At 64.3% G+C, this 17,040-nt stretch carries 18 protein-coding genes; 8 read left to right on the plus strand and 10 right to left on the minus strand.

The window, feature by feature from the left end:
* The first annotated feature begins 385 nt into the window (after positions 1-385).
* Both clpS and clpA read left to right on the plus strand, forming a co-directional pair.
* Positions 386-718 carry an ATP-dependent Clp protease adapter ClpS gene (gene clpS / locus ACWAT4_RS17540; protein ID WP_027530069.1) on the plus strand — a complete coding sequence of 111 codons (333 nt, stop codon included), beginning with the start codon at positions 386-388 and terminating at the stop codon, positions 716-718.
* Positions 719-1,036: 318 nt separating this feature from the next.
* Positions 1,037-3,448: an ATP-dependent Clp protease ATP-binding subunit ClpA gene (gene clpA, locus ACWAT4_RS17545; RefSeq protein ID WP_212303900.1), complete on the plus strand. Its 2,412-nt coding sequence runs from the start codon at positions 1,037-1,039 to the stop codon at positions 3,446-3,448.
* 67 nt (positions 3,449-3,515) lie between these two features.
* On the opposite strand, the gene ACWAT4_RS17550 is transcribed toward clpA, so the two are convergent.
* The 6 genes from ACWAT4_RS17550 to ACWAT4_RS17575 all read right to left on the minus strand — a co-directional run bounded on the left by ACWAT4_RS17550 (position 3,516) and on the right by ACWAT4_RS17575 (position 8,364).
* Positions 3,516-3,974 (minus strand): PEGA domain-containing protein, encoded by a 459-nt coding sequence (locus ACWAT4_RS17550; RefSeq protein ID WP_212303899.1) that lies wholly within the window; start codon positions 3,972-3,974, stop codon positions 3,516-3,518.
* Positions 3,975-4,102: 128 nt separating this feature from the next.
* A complete protein-coding gene (locus ACWAT4_RS17555) occupies positions 4,103-5,524 on the minus strand; it encodes an MFS transporter (RefSeq protein WP_212428475.1) in 1,422 nt (473 codons plus the stop codon).
* Between the two features lie 147 nt (positions 5,525-5,671).
* Complete coding sequence (locus ACWAT4_RS17560; RefSeq protein WP_212428474.1) at positions 5,672-5,833, minus strand: hypothetical protein; 162 nt, start codon at positions 5,831-5,833, stop codon at positions 5,672-5,674.
* A 93-nt stretch (positions 5,834-5,926) separates the two neighbouring features.
* A complete protein-coding gene (locus tag ACWAT4_RS17565) occupies positions 5,927-6,952 on the minus strand; it encodes an aldo/keto reductase (protein WP_449730999.1) in 1,026 nt (341 codons plus the stop codon).
* 114 nt (positions 6,953-7,066) lie between these two features.
* Positions 7,067-7,303: a hypothetical protein gene (locus tag ACWAT4_RS17570; protein WP_212428472.1), complete on the minus strand. Its 237-nt coding sequence runs from the start codon at positions 7,301-7,303 to the stop codon at positions 7,067-7,069.
* A 104-nt stretch (positions 7,304-7,407) separates the two neighbouring features.
* Positions 7,408-8,364 (minus strand): AraC-like ligand-binding domain-containing protein, encoded by a 957-nt coding sequence (locus ACWAT4_RS17575; RefSeq protein WP_449731000.1) that lies wholly within the window; start codon positions 8,362-8,364, stop codon positions 7,408-7,410.
* A gap of 196 nt (positions 8,365-8,560) precedes the next feature.
* On the opposite strand from ACWAT4_RS17575, the gene ACWAT4_RS17580 reads away from it, so the two are divergent.
* Entirely contained in the window at positions 8,561-9,577 is a 1,017-nt protein-coding gene (locus tag ACWAT4_RS17580; protein ID WP_449731001.1) for a carbon-nitrogen hydrolase family protein, read from the plus strand.
* A gap of 28 nt (positions 9,578-9,605) precedes the next feature.
* Positions 9,606-10,646, plus strand: a complete 1,041-nt coding sequence (locus tag ACWAT4_RS17585; RefSeq protein ID WP_212303913.1) for a phenylacetaldoxime dehydratase family protein — start codon at positions 9,606-9,608, stop codon at positions 10,644-10,646.
* On the opposite strand, the gene ACWAT4_RS17590 is transcribed toward ACWAT4_RS17585, so the two are convergent.
* A complete protein-coding gene (locus ACWAT4_RS17590) occupies positions 10,643-11,281 on the minus strand; it encodes an HAD family hydrolase (protein ID WP_449731002.1) in 639 nt (212 codons plus the stop codon). The genes ACWAT4_RS17585 and ACWAT4_RS17590 overlap by 4 nt on opposite strands.
* Positions 11,282-11,353: 72 nt before the next feature.
* A complete protein-coding gene (locus tag ACWAT4_RS17595; protein ID WP_449731003.1) occupies positions 11,354-12,253 on the minus strand; it encodes a TRAP transporter substrate-binding protein in 900 nt (299 codons plus the stop codon).
* Positions 12,254-12,561: 308 nt separating this feature from the next.
* Between ACWAT4_RS17595 and ACWAT4_RS17600 the strand changes: the two genes are divergently transcribed.
* The 4 genes from ACWAT4_RS17600 to tsaA all read left to right on the plus strand — a co-directional run bounded on the left by ACWAT4_RS17600 (position 12,562) and on the right by tsaA (position 15,184).
* On the plus strand, positions 12,562-13,470 hold the full coding sequence (locus tag ACWAT4_RS17600) for a lytic transglycosylase domain-containing protein (RefSeq protein ID WP_249210139.1): 909 nt from the start codon (positions 12,562-12,564) through the stop codon (positions 13,468-13,470).
* 103 nt (positions 13,471-13,573) lie between these two features.
* Positions 13,574-14,314 (plus strand): AzlC family ABC transporter permease, encoded by a 741-nt coding sequence (locus ACWAT4_RS17605; RefSeq protein WP_449731004.1) that lies wholly within the window; start codon positions 13,574-13,576, stop codon positions 14,312-14,314.
* A complete protein-coding gene (locus ACWAT4_RS17610) occupies positions 14,311-14,661 on the plus strand; it encodes an AzlD domain-containing protein (protein ID WP_212303889.1) in 351 nt (116 codons plus the stop codon). The genes ACWAT4_RS17605 and ACWAT4_RS17610 overlap by 4 nt, the downstream gene beginning before the upstream one ends.
* A 31-nt stretch (positions 14,662-14,692) precedes the next feature.
* Complete coding sequence (gene tsaA, locus ACWAT4_RS17615) at positions 14,693-15,184, plus strand: tRNA (N6-threonylcarbamoyladenosine(37)-N6)-methyltransferase TrmO (protein ID WP_212303888.1); 492 nt, start codon at positions 14,693-14,695, stop codon at positions 15,182-15,184.
* 111 nt (positions 15,185-15,295) lie between these two features.
* Here tsaA and ACWAT4_RS17620 read toward each other — a convergent pair whose 3' ends face one another.
* Positions 15,296-15,721, minus strand: a complete 426-nt coding sequence (locus ACWAT4_RS17620) for an HIT family protein (RefSeq protein WP_212303887.1) — start codon at positions 15,719-15,721, stop codon at positions 15,296-15,298.
* A 76-nt stretch (positions 15,722-15,797) separates the two neighbouring features.
* Positions 15,798-17,039, minus strand: coding sequence for a GNAT family N-acetyltransferase (locus ACWAT4_RS17625; RefSeq protein WP_449731005.1), 1,242 nt, complete (start codon positions 17,037-17,039; stop codon positions 15,798-15,800).
* Position 17,040: the final 1 nt, after the last annotated feature.

Below are 17,040 nucleotides of genomic sequence, written 5' to 3' on the forward strand. Positions count from 1 at the left end.
CGGAGATGTCCGGGCGCGCAACGCTGAGGGCCGGTTCCTGGTCAAGTTGCTTCTAGGCGGTCGAGGCGGAAATTTTTGTCAAATCGGTCCGGATTGATTAACCTTGGATAGGATCGCCCGGAGCGGGAATCGGGATTGCCTTGGCCATATCGGCCAGATTGTTGCACGCTTGCAGGGAGCCGGGGGCAGGCCCATATTCCCCAGAATTGATCCGGGCCTGACCGGACCGGTTGGAAGCGGCGATCCAACAAGGTGGCGCGCCCGTGCCAAGCTCCGAAAGGGCGGGGCCGACCGTCACTCGCTTCCGTGGGGAATTTTGAACGCCTGAGCCATGCCGCAACTGACTTCCAGACTCGACCTGTCCGCCGCCGCCCACGCTCCCCGGATGAGCAATGACGAGAACCGTTCCGGAGGTCCGGCGGGTCCTAACACGTCCGTCATCACCAAGGTCAAACCGAAGACCAAGCGGCCGAACCTCTATCGCGTGTTGATCCTTAACGACGACTACACTCCGATGGAATTCGTCGTCCACGTGCTGGAGAAGTTCTTTCAGAAGGACGTCGAGGCCGCGACGAAGATCATGCTGCATGTTCATCATCATGGCATCGGCGAGTGCGGCGTGTTCACCTACGAGATCGCCGAGACTAAGGTGACGCAGGTGATGGATTTCGCCCGGAAGCACCAGCATCCGCTGCAATGCGTGATGGAAAAGAAATAGGACGCGTCACGGCAGGTTCGAGCCAGCCTTGCGCATGACGCAGTGTCGCGTGATGCCTTGGTGTTGTGTACCGGCGTATTGTCCCGGCGAAGTGTCTATGGCCATCGGCAAAACTACGGAAATTCGCACCGGCGAGAATCCGTCTAAGAATCCTGCCCAAATCGGAACGGGTTTTGCATCGAGAATACCGCAGGTGCCGAGCTGCCGAGTCGCGGAACCGGTCTTTCGCCGCGATCTTGTATAACTATATGTGACAAAGGTTGTTGTTGCCTGACCGGGCGATGGCGATCATGATGGTGGGGGCCATAGAGGACGCGAATGCCGACTTTTTCTCAAAGCCTTGAACAATCCCTGCATCGTGCACTGGCGATCGCCAATGAGCGTCATCACCAATACGCGACGCTCGAGCATCTCCTGCTTTCCTTGATCGATGATTCCGATGCGGCCGCCGTCATGCGCGCCTGTAGCGTCGATCTCGACAAGCTCCGCACGAGTCTCGTCAACTACCTTGAAACCGAATTCGAAAACCTGGTGACGGATGGCGCCGATGACGCCAAGCCGACCGCCGGCTTCCAGCGCGTGATCCAGCGCGCGGTAATCCATGTGCAGTCCTCCGGCCGCGAAGAGGTGACCGGTGCCAACGTGCTGATCGCGATCTTCGCCGAGCGCGAGAGCCATGCCGCGTACTTCCTGCAAGAGCAGGACATGACACGTTACGACGCCGTCAACTACATCAGCCACGGCATTGCCAAGCGGCCGGGTGTCTCCGAGGCGCGGCCCGTGCGCGGTGTCGACGAAGAGACCGAGACCAAGGGCAGCGAGGACACCAAGAAGAAGGGTGAGGCGCTCGAGACCTATTGCGTCAACCTCAACAAGAAGGCGCGTGACGGCAAGATCGATCCTGTGATCGGACGCAATTCCGAGATCAACCGGGCGATCCAGGTGCTGTGCCGCCGCCAGAAGAACAATCCGCTGTTCGTGGGTGAAGCCGGCGTCGGCAAGACCGCGATCGCGGAAGGCCTGGCCAAGCGCATCGTCGACAGCGAGGTGCCGGAGGTTCTGGCGGCTGCGACGGTATTTTCGCTGGACATGGGCACGCTGCTTGCGGGCACGCGCTATCGCGGCGACTTCGAGGAACGCCTCAAGCAGGTGCTCAAGGAGCTCGAAGCCCATCCCAATGCCATCCTGTTCATCGACGAGATCCATACCGTGATCGGTGCGGGAGCGACGTCGGGCGGCGCGATGGACGCTTCGAACCTGCTCAAGCCGGCGCTGGCCTCGGGTACGATCCGCTGCATGGGCTCGACCACCTACAAGGAATATCGCCAGCACTTCGAAAAGGACCGCGCGCTGGTGCGGCGCTTCCAGAAGATCGACATCAACGAGCCGACGGTCGAGGACGCCATCGCGATCCTCAAAGGCCTCAAGCCGTACTTCGAGGACTACCACCGGCTGAAGTACACCAATGAGGCGATCGAGGCTGCGGTGCAGCTCTCCTCGCGCTATATCCACGACCGCAAGCTGCCCGACAAGGCGATCGACGTGATCGACGAGTCCGGTGCGGCGCAGATGCTGGTCGCCGAGAACAAGCGCAAGAAGACGATCGGCATCAAGGAGATCGAGACCACGATCGCCTCGATGGCGCGGATCCCGCCGAAGAGCGTGTCGAAGGACGACGCCGAGGTGCTCAAGCATCTCGAGCAGACCCTGAAGCGCACAGTGTTCGGCCAGGACAAGGCGATCGAGTCGCTTGCCGCTTCGATCAAGCTGGCGCGTGCCGGCCTGCGCGAGCCGGAGAAGCCGATCGGCTGCTACCTGTTCTCGGGGCCCACCGGCGTCGGCAAGACCGAGGTTGCGAAGCAGCTCGCGGCGTCGCTCGGCGTCGAGCTGCTGCGTTTCGATATGTCCGAATACATGGAGCGGCACACCGTGTCGCGCCTGATCGGCGCGCCTCCCGGCTATGTCGGATTCGATCAGGGCGGCCTGCTCACCGACGGCGTCGACCAACACCCGCATTGCGTCGTGCTGCTCGACGAAATCGAGAAGGCGCATCCCGACCTCTACAACGTGCTGCTCCAGATCATGGACCACGGCAGGCTCACCGACCACAACGGCAAGCAGGTCAACTTCCGCAACGTCATCCTGATCATGACGACGAATGCGGGTGCTTCGGATCTCGCCAAGCAGGCGTTCGGCTTCACGCGTTCGAAGCGGGAAGGCGACGACCACGAGGCGATCAACCGGCAGTTCGCGCCGGAATTCCGCAACCGTCTCGATGCCATCGTCTCGTTCGGTCATCTCAGCGTCGAGGTGATCGGCACCGTGGTCGAGAAGTTCGTGCTTCAGCTCGAGGCGCAGCTCGGTGATCGCGACGTCACCATCGAGCTGTCCGAGCCCGCCAAGACCTGGCTGGTCCAGCACGGTTATGATGAGCAGATGGGCGCGCGGCCGATGGCTCGCGTGATCCAGGAGCACATCAAGAAGCCGCTGGCCGACGAGGTGCTGTTCGGCAAGCTCAAGGGTGGCGGCCACGTTCGCGTCGTTCTGGTCAAGGACGAGGCCGACGAGACCAAGGAGAAGATCGGCTTCGAGTTCGTCGAGGGCCCGGTCACGCCGAAGCAGGAAAAGCTGCCCGGCACCCGCAAGCGCCCGCCGGGCAAGCCCAACAAGCCGGGCGGCCCCGGCGGCTCCAAGGGGCCGACCTCGAAGGGCCCGCTGGTCAAGGCTTGATCGACGCACATGAACCGAAAGGCCGGCTGAGAAGCCGGCCTTTTTATTTGCGTTGGAGTGCCGGGTCCTAAGTCCCGGCTTCGGGTGCGTCTGCCGCGGGCGGCCGCGGTTTCTTCTGCGCGGGCGGCCGTGCGCGGGGAGGGGCCGACGGCTGCATCGTCACGATGACCGGATTGGGCTTGTGATCGGTTGCTGCTCCCGTCGCGGCATCGACTCCCATGCCGACGACGCCCCCCAGCAAAAGATTGCCGGCAAAGCCAGCAGCTCCGCCGGTCTGAATGTCCCGGCTGAGTGGGACGATCTGCGGCTCGTAGCCAGCCTTCTGGACGGTGATGGAGATATCTGCGTTCCGCTTGACGACCACGGAGCAGGGCGTCGTGCAGGTCGTCGGTACTTCCATTCCGCTGATGACGGCTTCGGCGCCCGACGGTGTTGACGCAATGCTGATATTCTCGGTCGTGCCGCGCGTGACAGACGCGCAGCCGCCCAGCATGACGCTGAGCGCCACAATTCCAAATGAACGCATGAAATGCCCCTAATTCCCCGCTGCCACTGAAGCGCAATCAGGGCGGGAGGGCAATACGCCATATGTCCAGCTAGTTAAGCCACGCACAGGTTGGGATTGGAAGTAGCGGTAACCTGAGCGGGGGCCTGCTATTCGCCGCGCAGGCGCTGGTCGTCCTGCACGCGGACGTGTTCGGCGCCACGTGCGCCGGCAGGCGACAGCCGCAACATGCTCAGCATCGCGCCGCAGAGGGCAAATCCGACGCCAGCGAGGAGCGCGATCCGGGTTCCGTCGATCGGATAGCGGCCGAGGAACAGCGCGACGAGCGCAGCGCCAGTGGTCTGGCCGAGCAGCCGCGCGGTGCCCAGCATGCCACTGGCGCCGCCGGCGCGCTCGCGCGGTGCGGCCGCGATCATGGTGCGGTTGTTTGGCGTCTGGAATAGGCCGAAGCCTGCGCCCGCCAGTGCCATCCGCCAGACCACGTCGAGCGACGTCGGGCTTGCGGGCAGGAAAGCGAGTGCGGCGAGGCCGCAGGCGAACAGCGTCAGCCCGATGCCCCCGAGCAGGCCGGCCGGATAATGCTCGACCAGGCGGCCGGCCAGCGGGGCTGCGAAGGCCACCGCGATCGGCCACGGCGTGATCAGGAGGCCCATATGCACGGCCGAATAGCCGAAGCGGCTCTGGAGGTAGAAGGGGATCGCGACGAAGGCCAGCATCTGCCCGCAGAACGAGGCGATCGAGGTCGCAATCGACAGTCCGAATACTGGGATGCGCAACAGATCGACCGGCAGCAGCGGCGACTTCATGTGCGTCTCGCGATAGATGAGCAAAGCGCCGGCGACGATCGCGATGGCGAACTGGACGAGACAGGTGATTGTCGCCTCGCCGTGGCCGACGCTGTCGATCGCCGCGATGCCGACGCCGAAGGTGATCGCTGAGAGCCCCGCGCTCTGCCAGTCGAACGAATGGCTTGCTGGCGTTGTATGCGGCAGGCTGCGCAGGCCGAGCACGAGCGTGACCACGCCGAGCGGGACGTTGATGGCAAACAACCAGGGCCAGCTGCCGACCGCGAGGATGCCGGCGGCGAGTGTCGGCCCGACCGCGGCAGAGAAGGCGACCACGAGCGCATTGAGCCCGATGCCACGCCCGAGCAGGCTGCGCGGATAGGTGAAGCGGACCAGCGCCGAGTTGACGCTCATGATGCCGGCTGCGCCGAACCCCTGGACGATGCGCGCGGTCGTCAGCAGAGGCAGCGTATGTGCCAGCGCGCAGAACGCGGATGCGAGCGTGAACAGCACGAGCCCGACCAGATAGACGCGGCGGTATCCGACGATCTCGCCGAGCGAAGCCAGCGGCAGCAGGGAGATCGTGATCGCGAGCTGATAGCCGTTGACGATCCAGATCGAGAAGGCCGGGCTCGCGTTCAGGTCGGCTGCGATCGTCGGCAGCGCGACATTGGCAATGGCACTGTCGACGACAGCCATGAGGATGCCGAGCGCAATCGTCAGCACCGCCTGGTTGCGCTGAGGTTGCGGCAGGCCGTCGGCATGCTCGATCGGGACAGACGACATGGTGAAGGCGTGTTTGATTCGAGCCGTGGTGATCCCCGGATTAGGAAATTGCGCTGACCATCGCAACCCGGCAGGACACGGACGGTTCCTGTGGCGGAAGCAGGTCTGCCGGCGCTGCGGGCATGGATCTGCGCCCCGTTTGCGCGCTCACCAGCGCGAGGTCGCCTTGCCATAGATATAGAGGGCGACAAGCCCGAGCGTCACTGCCGTGGAGGCGACGATAGCGGTGCGATCCCAGTCGATCCGCGTCCGCTCCTCGCGGTTGAGGTTGAGGATCGTGAACAGGGCCTTCATGGCAAATCGGCGCATCAGGCTGCCTCGCGAGGCGGGCACGATGCCACGATCGGCATGGACCGGATTGATGCAGCTCAAAAATCAAGCCGGCCCTTGCGAGGAGGTCAATTACACCGGCGGCGGATTGCGGTCGGAGAAGGTCCCCCGCTGGTGCCAGTAAGGATAAGGCAGCGTCACCTTGCTCGCGGCGTCGAGCTTTGCAATCTGATCCTTGGTCAATTTCCATCCGACCGCGCCGAGGTTTTCGCGCAGCTGCGCTTCGTTGCGGGCGCCGATGATCAACGTTGAAACGGTCGGACGCTGGAGCAGCCAGTTCAGCGCGATCTGCGAGACGCTCTTGCCAGTCTCCTTGGCGACCTCGTCGATCGCCTCAACGACGCGATAGACATGTTCGTCGGACACGGGCGGTCCGAAGTCGGCAGTCTGGGGCAGGCGGCTCACTTCAGGCTTCGGCTGGCCGCGGCGGATCTTTCCGGTGAGGCGGCCCCATCCGAGCGGTGACCAGACCACGGCACCGAGCCCCTGGTCGAGGCCGAGCGGCATCAACTCCCATTCATAGTCGCGCCCGATCAGCGAATAATAGGTCTGGTTGGCGACGTAGCGCGGGAGGCCGTGCTTGTCGGCGACACCAAGCGACTTCATCAGGTGCCAGCCCGAGAAATTCGAGACGCCGATATAGCGGATCTTGCCGGCGCGCACGAGCACGTCCAGCGTGCTGAGCACCTCCTCAGGCGGGGTGAGGGCGTCGAAGCCATGGAGCTGGAACAGGTCGATATAGTCGGTGCCGAGCCGGCTCAGCGAGCCGTCGATGGCCGCAAGCAGATGCTGCCGCGACGAGCCGAGGTCGTTGAGGCCGTCGCCGAAGCGGAAGGTCGCCTTGGTCGAGACCAGCACCTTTTCGCGGCGGCCCTTGATGGCTTCGCCGAGAACCCGCTCGGATTCGCCGAGCGAATAGACGTTGGCGGTGTCGAACATCGACACCCCGGCCTCCAGACAAATGTCCAGAAGGCGCCGCGCCTCGGTCGCATCGGTCGTTCCCCATGCCGCGAGGCGGCCGACGCCGCCGAACGTGCCCGTGCCAAGGCTCAAAGCGGGCACCATGAGGCCGGATCGGCCCAAGCGTCGGTATTCCATCGAACTGCTCCTCGCGGCCGCTGATTGATTGGCGCGGCCGTGGAGGCAGATCGTAGTGCAAGCAGACGCGTTGTCCTACCGCCTGCCGACATACCCGCCTTGCCGCGGAATGGCCTAGTCGTGCAGACGCATATCATCGACCGCTGCATCTGCGACATGCGAGCTGATCGTCGTCGCCGGAGGTTGCGTTTCGATCCTGGCTGCGGAGGAGAGGACGCAGGCGGGCTGGGTGTCCAAAGTCTGCCGAGGCAGGAGCGTCAAGCCCCAGCCCGCCAGGACCAGCACCGCGAGCCGGAACGCGATCACGCTCAGCAGCAGCTCCGATCCTGATATCGTCGCGTGAGTCCTCATGCGGGCCAGCCTGATGCAGGTTGCACGAGGGGACAATCTGGAATTGGCGAGCATGGCCTTCGCCTGAGACGAAGGCTTGCGATGATGGCTGAGCGTACCGGATGTCAGTGCGGCAGCTGGCTCTGCCTGAAATCGCGCGGCGACATCCCGAAATGCTCGCGAAAGACGCGGCCAAAATGCGAGACGTCATTGAAGCCCCAGGCAAACGCAATCTCGCTGATGTGGCGGTGGCTGAGCACGGGCGAGGCGAGGTCGCGCCGGCATTGGGCGAGACGCTCGGCGAGCACATGACGCTGAAAAGAGGTGTCCTCGTCGGCGAGGAGATCGTTGACGTAACGCGATGAAATGCCGAGCGCGGCGGCGGTCTCGGCCAGCGAGAGGTCGGGATCGGCGAGGCGCGCGCGGATATGCGCCTTGAGCCGATAGAGCAGGGCGGAGCGATGCGTCGAGGATGGCAGTGACGTCCTGCCGAGCCGTTCGCTCAGCGCCATTGCAAGCAGGTCGACGGCTTGCTCCGACAGGGCGACGGCGCTGCTCGGCGCGAGCCGGTCAGCGCTCTGGCAAAGCCTGAAAATGAAATCATAGGCGAGCCGCTCGAGCGGCACATCGGTCCCGAAGGTGATTGCGGTGAGTGTCTCGGTGCCGCCGAGCCGACGCTGCAGCATGTTCCTGGGCACCTTGAAGATGGTCTGGGAGAACGCGTCTCTGAACTTCAGCTCATAGGGACGCGTGGTGTCGTAAAGCGCGAACTCGCCGGGATGGATCACGGTCTCTCGGCCGTCCTGCACCACGCCGCCATCGCCGCGATTGCCGAGCGCAACAAGGACATAATCCTGATCCGAGCGCGCGATGCGCGAGGGCGTACGAAACACATGCTGACGATCCGAGCAGACCTCGGAGCAAACGGCGTTGCCGAGCGGGACCTGCGTGACCGAACCATGGAAGGCGCTGCCGAGGTCCGATTTGCAGTCAAGCCCGACGAAGACGTCGCAGACGATGTCCTGCCAGAGGGCAAGCCGCCGGTAGCCGGGGCTGCCGTCTGTCGTGAACTGGATCGTCATCGGCAGGCCTCCTTTTCATATCCAGCAAAACCGCATGGTGGCACATATCTCGCCGGAGTGCAGGCAAGTTCCGTACCGGGTGGCGATCCCTTTCAGTCGAGTTTTTGTTCCGCCGTGGTCGAGCGCGCGGCCGCCAAGCTTGGCCCAATAGACTGCATCGGACGTAGTCTCCGATCAACCGGCGAGGGAGGCGGCAATGGGCATCGAACATCCGAAATACAAGGTCGCGGTGGTGCAGGCGGCCCCCGTCTGGCTCAATCTCGACGCCTCGATCGACAAGTCGATCGCGCTGATCGGGGAGGCCGCCGAGAAAGGCGCCAAGCTGATTGCATTCCCCGAGGCATTCATCCCCGGTTACCCCTGGCACATCTGGATGGACTCGCCGGCCTGGGCGATCGGCCGTGGCTTCGTGCAGCGCTATTTCGACAATTCGCTGTCCTATGACAGTCCGCAGGCCGAGCGACTGCGCGATGCCGTGCGCAAAGCCAAGCTCACGGCCGTGATCGGCCTCTCCGAGCGCGACGGCGGCAGCCTTTATCTGGCGCAATGGCTGATCGGGCCGGACGGCGAGACCATCGCCAAGCGCCGCAAATTGCGCCCGACCCATGCCGAGCGTACCGTCTATGGCGAGGGCGACGGTAGCGACCTTGCGGTCCACGCGCGCCCCGACATCGGCCGCATCGGCGCGCTGTGTTGCTGGGAGCATCTCCAGCCGCTGTCGAAATACGCCATGTACGCCCAGAACGAGCAGGTCCATGTCGCGGCCTGGCCGAGCTTCTCGTTGTACGATCCGTTCGCGCCGGCCCTCGGCGCCGAGGTCAACAACGCCGCCTCGCGCGTCTATGCGGTGGAGGGCTCCTGCTTCGTGCTCGCGCCTTGCGCGACCGTGTCGCAGGCGATGATCGACGAGCTCTGCGATCGGCCGGACAAGAACGCGCTGCTGCATGTCGGCGGCGGTTTTGCCGCGATCTACGGCCCCGATGGCAGCCAGATCGGCGATAAGCTCGCACCGGACCAGGAGGGGTTGCTGATGGCCGAGATCGATCTCGGCGCCATCGGCGTCGCCAAGAATGCCGCCGATCCCGCCGGGCACTATTCGCGGCCCGACGTCACGCGGCTGCTGCTCAACAAGAAGCCGTACAAACGTGTCGAGCAATTCGCGTTGCCGGTCGACACTGTCGAACCCGCTGACATTGCGGCGGCGGCGAGTTGATCAGCGAAATCGCGAGGAGGGTACGATGATGGAATCCGCAATTCCTCAACATCTCGAAAGCCCGCGCACGCGTCACAAGCGCGTGCCGGACGATTACCAGCCGCCATATCCGTCCTTTGTGGCGCGTTACAAACCCGCCGTGAGCCGCGTCGTGATGGCCTATTTTGGCATACAGTATCGCGGCACGGCGCCGTCGGCTGCGGCGGAAGCGCTGGCTGAAATCGCCGGGCTCTTCGCTGGCGAGGGTGGTCCCTCGCATTGGGACCGCGCGCATCATGTCGATCAGACCGGCCACACGAACATTGTCTCGGTGGCTTATTGGGACGATATCGTGCGTTTCGACGCCTGGTTTGCGTCGGCGCGCGAGGCCTGGACCGGAAAGCGCCGCGAAGGGATCGGCACCTTTATCGAGGTGCTGCGCCCCACTGTGGCGCGACACGAGACGTTGTTCTCCTCGCTCGGCAGGCCCGAGGGTGTCGCTGTCATCGCAGAAGGCATGAGTGGCGAGGTGCAGGAGCATGCTTATTGGGGCGGCATGCGCGATCGCATTCCGCTGTCGCAGACCGATCCGATGTCGCCTAACGGTGCTCCCGAGTTGGTCCGCGATAGCGTGCGGCTGCGCGTGAAAGCGAACGACAATCTTTGCCTGATCCGCTCAGGCCAGGACTGGAGCGATACCGAGGCGTCGGAGCGAAAACTCTATCTCGACGATGTCGAGCCGGTATTGCGCGAGGGCATGGATTTCCTGCGCGACGACGGGCTTGCGATCGGCTGCTACGCCAACCGCTACATGCAGGTGCTTTCGGCCGATGGCAAGGCAAGCGAAAAATCCTACGGCCAAAGCTGGTGGAAAAGTCTCGCCGCGCTGGAGCGTTGGGCGGAATCGCACCCGACCCACGTCAAGATCTTTGGTGCGGCGATGAAATACCTCTCGACACTAGGGCCGTCGGCAAAGCTGCGACTCTACCACGAGGTCACGGTGGCGGCCGCCGACGAGCAGTTCTTCGAATATCTGAACTGCCACGCGAAGACCGGGATGCTTGCGGCCGTGGAGACGGTCGGCGCTTAGGCGACGCAGTGGCCGAGCAGCTCCGGATGCGCGGCGCAGATGTGGTGCGCGCCGGCGTCCCTCAGCTCGGCCTCACTGCCATAGCCATAGAGCACGCCGATCGCCGTCATGCCGTTGGTTCGGGCGCCGACCACGTCATGGCTGCGGTCGCCGATCATGATTGCACCGTCCGCTTCGACCCTGGTCTCGTCGAGCGCGTATCGGAGCAGGTCGCGCTTGTCGACGCGCGTGCCGTCGAGCTCGGAGCCGAACACGCGCTCGAAATAGGGTTTCAGGCCAAAATGATCGACGATACGAGTGGCGTAGACCGCGGGCTTGCTGGTCGCGACGAACATGCGCGGTGTCGTGGCGGCCAGCGTCGCCAGCGTGTCCACGATGCCGGCATAGGCCTCGTTCTCGAACAGGCCGATATCGCTGAACCGCTCGCGGTAGAGCAGCAGTGCCTGGTCCGCCAGCGCGTCGGTTCCGGTGAGTTTTTTCAGGCTTGCATGCAGGGGCGGCCCGATGCACCAGGTCAGCTCATCCTCGCCCGGCACTGCGAGGCTTAGCCGCTCCAGGGCATACTGGATCGAACGGGTGATCCCCGGTTTCGGGTTGGTCAGCGTGCCGTCGAGATCGAAGAAGATTGTCGTCATCAGGAACCGGCCCGCGTTGAAACTGCCGGTCCGTTGCTAGTCGGATCGGGCTTCAAGTCAAGAGCCGTCGCGTCATTGCTGCTTCGTCCATTCGACGATCGCGGCGGCATCTGCGCCGGCCTGCGCCTCCCATGCGGCGATCGCGCCTGTTGCGGCTATTCGCAGCGCCGCGACGAGGGATGGCGGTGCCGGCTCGGCGATGTGGACGCCGTTCTCGCGCATGCGTGCGTAATTCTCGGCCGTACGATGGGCCAGCAATGCGAGCTGGCTCTGTTCGGTCTCGGCTGCTGCGGTCAGCACCTCGCGCTGCGTAGGCTCGGGCAGTGCGGCAAACGCCTCGTTACGGACGAAGGCGATCGAGACCGGCATCGCGTAGTTGATGGCCGTGAAATAGGGCAGGAAGTCCCACAGCTTGCGTCCCGCGCCGCCGTCGCCGGAGGTGAGGAACGCATTCAGCCGGTGCTCCCGGAGCCCGGCAAGCGCCGCATCCATCGGCAAGACCTGCGCGTTCGCGCCGGCCGCCGTCATCACCTCGCTGGAGTTGGCATCGTAAGCACGCAGGTCGAGTTTCGGCAGGTCGTCGGCGCCTGCGAGCGCGCGGTCTGACCACAGGCCCGTGGCCGGCCAGATCGTCAGATAGAGCAGCTTGAGGCCGCGTGCTGCGAGAGCTTTCTCGTAGAGGGGCCGTGCGCGCAAATTTGCCGCGCGGGCGATGTCGACCGATTGCACCACGAAGGGCAGGGTCGAGAAGCCCAGCACAGGGTCGAGGCCCGAGAGCGCGCCCGCAAAAGCGTCGCCGCCGGCGATCCGGCCATCCAGTGACGCGCGCGGCATCTCGCCCGAGGTGATCTTCAATTGATTGTCGAAGGCGTTGGTCACGCTCACGAAACCGTTTGTGCGCGCTGCGACGCGATCGGCGAAGGTGGTGAGCCCGATCCCGGATATGTTGTTCTCCGGATATTCGGTGGTCATCTGCCAAGTAACTTGAGAGGTAACTTGGGAGGTAAGTTGGGAGGCGACTTGGGGCGTGACTTGCGCCATGGCCGGCACGGCGCTGAAGAGAAGCGCGGCGAGGGCGAGGATGGTATGGATCCGTCTGGCGGGGGAACGCATTGGGAGAAGCAGGTCAGGCAACATCGATTGCAACTCGTCGAACCATGGCACAGCGCCACGATATGGCAGATCACCTTGTTGCATGCCGCGCAGGCGCCCGCCACCGCGATGCTTGGGCACGGTTGGCGCGAATTGCATCACTCGTCGTCCCAGCATTGCTGATCTTGATGACAGCGGGGGCGGCGGAGGACAGCTCACCCGCAAAGACCGATACTGCAGTCCCCAGCGTCGAGGCGCCGCCGGAGAAGCCGGCGGATGGCCGCGAGAGCGACACGCGGGAGTCGATCTGCCTGATCGTGGAGGCCGCCGCGCGCGATGCCAATCTGCCGCTCGAATTCTTCGCCCGCGTCATTTGGCAGGAGAGCCGCTTCCAGGCCGATGCGGTGGGTCCGACGACGCGCAGTGGCGAGCACGCGCAGGGGATTGCGCAGTTCATGCCGGGCACCGCCAGCGAGCGGGGGCTGCTCAATCCGTTCAATCCGGTTCAGGCGCTGCCGAAATCGGCCGAATTCCTGAACGAGCTGCGTAGTCAGTTCGGCAATCTCGGCCTCGCCGCGGCCGCCTACAATGCCGGTCCGCGACGGGTGCAGGAATGGCTCGCGGGCACCGGTGGCATGCCGGAGCAGACGCGCAACTATGTCTACGCCATCACCGGTGCGAGCGTTGACACATGGGCCAAAGCCGGCAGCACCGGCAAGGGCCCGCCGAGCTCGCCGCCGACGAGTTGCCGCGACCTGATGGCGCTGCTCAAGCGCGCGCCGAACCCGTTCGTGGCCGAGCTCGAGCAGCATGTCGAGCTCGCCGCCGCCAAGATCTGGGGCGTTCAGCTCGCCGCTGGCTTCGACCGCAACAAAGCGCTGGCGATGTATTCGCGCGCCGTCACGCGCCTCAGCGCCGTCATCGGCGACCGCGATCCCAGCCTGCTGAGCTCAGTGGTACGCAGCCGCGGATCGCACGCCTTCTATCAGGTGCGCATCGGCGCCGACACGCGCCCTGAGGCGGATGATCTCTGCAACCGCATCCGGAAGGTGGGTGGGGCGTGTTTTGTGCTGAAGAACAGGGGTGTGAGCGGGTAGGGGGTGCCGTGCGCATGCCAGCCCCGCCGCGAGCTTCCTTGACGTGGCCGTCCGCATTGCCCGTTATTCAGGCACGATTCCTCACCCGCCGGCCCGAGATCCCGTGGCGCTTCCTCCGCTCGATTCACCTCAATGGCAAAGTCCCTGGCGCGCCTTTGCCTGGGGGCTGCACTCGATCACGCAGACGATCCTCACGCTCGTTCTGTTCGCAACCTATCTCGGCATCGGCGCGCTCGCCCATGACAGCCATTTCAGCCTGGTCTGGGCGCTGGCTTCGACGCTATTCGTGGGGGCCGGGCCGGCGCAGATTATCCTGATCACCACGCTCGGCTCGGGCGCGACCATCATCCAGTCGGCGATCGCGGTCACCGTCAGCGCGATCCGGCTGTTTCCGATGGTGGTCTCAGTGCTGCCGCTGATGCGTACGCCGACGACCAGGCGGCGTGAATTGTTCTTCGCCGCCCATCTGACGGCCGTGACGCTATGGGTCGAATGCCATCGCTTCCTGCCGCAGGTACCGCGCGAGCGGCGCATCGCCTTCGTCAACGGACTTGGCTTTGGTCTGGTTTCGGTGTGCCTCACCGCCAACACGGTCGGCTATTTTCTCGCCGCCAACCTGACGCACACGCTGGGCGCCGCGATCCTGCTGCTGACGCCGCTATCGTTTCTGTTCTCGACCGCTCGCAACAGCCGCGAGGTCGCCGACGTGGTTGCGCTGACGCTCGGAATTTTGCTCTATCCGCTGGCCGCGAAGATGAACTCCGGCCTCGACATTCTCGTCAGCGGTGTTGCCGCCGGCACGATCGCCTACGGCGTGCACTGGTGGCGGGAGGTGGGCGCATGAGCGCCGCGCAACTCATCGGCGACTGGCACGCGCTGTTGGTGCTGTTCGTCGCCGGCGTCGTTCCCAACCAGATATGGCGCATGCTCGGCCTGTGGTTCGGCGGCGGCATCGACGAAGGTTCCGAGCTGCTGGTCTGGGTGAGGGCGGTTGCCACTGCCATTCTGGCCGGCGTCATCGCCCAGATCGTGGTCCAGCCGCCGGGCGCATTGGCCAGCGTGCCTGATGGCCTGCGCTACGGCGCTGTCGGCGCCGGCCTCGTCATGTTCCTGCTGACGCGCCGCTCGATCTTTGCGGGGGTTGTCGCCGGTGAAGTCTTCATGCTGGCCGGCAAATGGTGGTTGGGCTAAAACCCTTGCGAACAGCCAAGGAAGTGGAAATATGGTTCGCGAAAACGAACTCCGTGAGGGAGAGGTCGCCATCGAGCTGCCGCCTGCGGAGGATGCCGGCCTCGTCTTCATCGGTCGTATCCGCACGCCCTGGACCTCGCGGCTCGAGACGCCGCGGCAGGGTCGCGCCGACGGCCCGGTGTGCAGGCTCGAGATCTTCGAGCCCTTCGTACCCGCGATCAAGGGCGTCGATTTCTACAGCAATCTCGAAGTGCTTTATTGGCTCGACAAGTCCCGCCGCGACATCGTCCTGCAAAGCCCAAAGAACAACGAGAAGACCCGCGGTACGTTTTCGCTGCGTTCGCCGGTGCGACCCAATCCGATCGGCACCTCGATCGTGAAGCTGGTCGGCATCGAGGGCAGCTCGATCCTCGTGCGCGGCCTCGACTGCCTCGACAACACGCCGCTGATCGACATCAAGCCGGACCGCTGCGAGTTCACGCCATTAGCGGCGCCGCAAGCAGGGGATTTTCAGACGGAGTAGTCCGTCATTCCGGGGCGCGACGAAGTCGCGAGCCCGGAATCCATTCCGCCACCATCTCTGACGCATGATGGATTCCGGGTTCGCGCCAGGATGCGCACCCCGGAATGACGATCAGCTCTTCAGCGCCGCGATCAGCTTGGTCGCGTTCTCTTCCAGCACCTTGACGTCTTCCTTGCGGCTCGCAGGCGGCAGCATCGCGACGCCGTCGTGGCGGGGCATCACGTGCATGTGGAGATGAAACACCACCTGTCCGCCGGCGGGCTCGTTGAATTGCTGCACGGTGATGCCATCTGCCTTGAACGCCTTCATTGCGGCGATTGCGATCTTCTTCGCGCCCCGGGCGACGTGGGCGTAATCGTCCGGTGCGATGTCGAGGATGTTGCGGGCAGGAGCCTTCGGGATCACCAGCGTGTGGCCGGGCACCCGCGGCATGATGTCGAGGAAGGCGAACACGTGCTCGTCCTCATAGACCTTGTGACAGGGCAGCTCGCCGCGCAGGATCTTTGCGAAGATGTTGTTGGTGTCGTAGGCGGTCATGGCGGCGGCTCCCAAGAGCTTTCAAGAACATTGCGCTTAGAATTTCGCGCTTACTGTCACCACCGACGGCAAACCGTCAAGGCGCCTCGTCGATGCCTTTCCGGAACGGGCCAAGCTCGGCGAGCTCGCGGCCGGCCTCCGCAACATAGGCGCGCTCGCGCTTGAGGTAATCGTCGATGGCGCGGCGCAGGCCGGGATCGGCGATGAAATGGGCGGAATGGGTCGTCCGCGGCAGGTAGCCGCGCGCGATCTTGTGCTCGCCTTGCGCGCCGGCTTCGACATTCTTCAAACCGCGTTTGATGGCGAAATCGATTGCCTGGTAGTAGCAGACCTCGAAATGCAGGAAGGGATGATGCTCGACCGCGCCCCAGTTGCGGCCGAACAGCGTGTCCGAGCCGATGAAGTTGATCGCGCCCGCGACCCAGCGGCCGTTGCGGCGGGCCATCACCAGCAGCACGTCCTCGCTCATGGTCTCGCCGATCAGCGAGAAGAACTCGCGCGTGAGGTATGGACGGCCCCATTTGCGAGAGCCGGTCTCCATGTAGAACATGAAGAACGCGTCCCAGGCGTCCTCGGTGATGTCCTTGCCCGTGAGCCAGTGGATGGTGATACCAGAGGCCACCGCATCGCGTCGTTCGCGCTTGATAGACTTGCGGTGGCGTGAGTTCAGCGTCGCCAGGAAATCGTCGAAACTCGCAAAGCCCTCATTGCGCCAGTGAAACTGCTGGTCGGTGCGCTGGAGGAAACCATGCTGGGCAAGCAGCTGCCACTCCGCCTCGCGGGCGAAGGTGACGTGCACCGAGGAGGCCTTGCTGACGCCGCACAGCGCAATCAGGCCGCTGGCTAACGCCTCGGTGATCCGCTCGCGGTCGACGCCGTCACGGACCAGGAGCCGCGGCCCCGTCGCCGGCGTGAAGGGAACAGAGACCTGCAGCTTCGGGTAATAGCGCCCGCCCGCGCGCTCATAGGCGTCCGCCCAACCGCGGTCGAAAACGTATTCGCCCTGGCTGTGTGATTTCAGATAGCAGGGCACGACGCCGACGACGCGTCCGCCAATCTTGGCGACGAGATGCCGCGGACCCCAGCCGGTGCGGATCGTAGCCGAACCCGATTTCTCAGCAGCGGAAAGAAACGCATGCGAGACGAAGGGGTTATAGGCGGGCTTTAAGAAGCCGAGGGAATCGTCTGGGACCCCGGACGAGGTTCCCAAGCCATGCCCGTTGCAGATCTTGCCTGGATTGGCGCAAGCGTCCCAATCCTCCGGCGAGACTTCGCCAATGGACGGTACCGCCTCCAGCGTGATTTCGGATGATGCCATT

The organism is Bradyrhizobium sp. T-1, assembly GCF_053592855.1.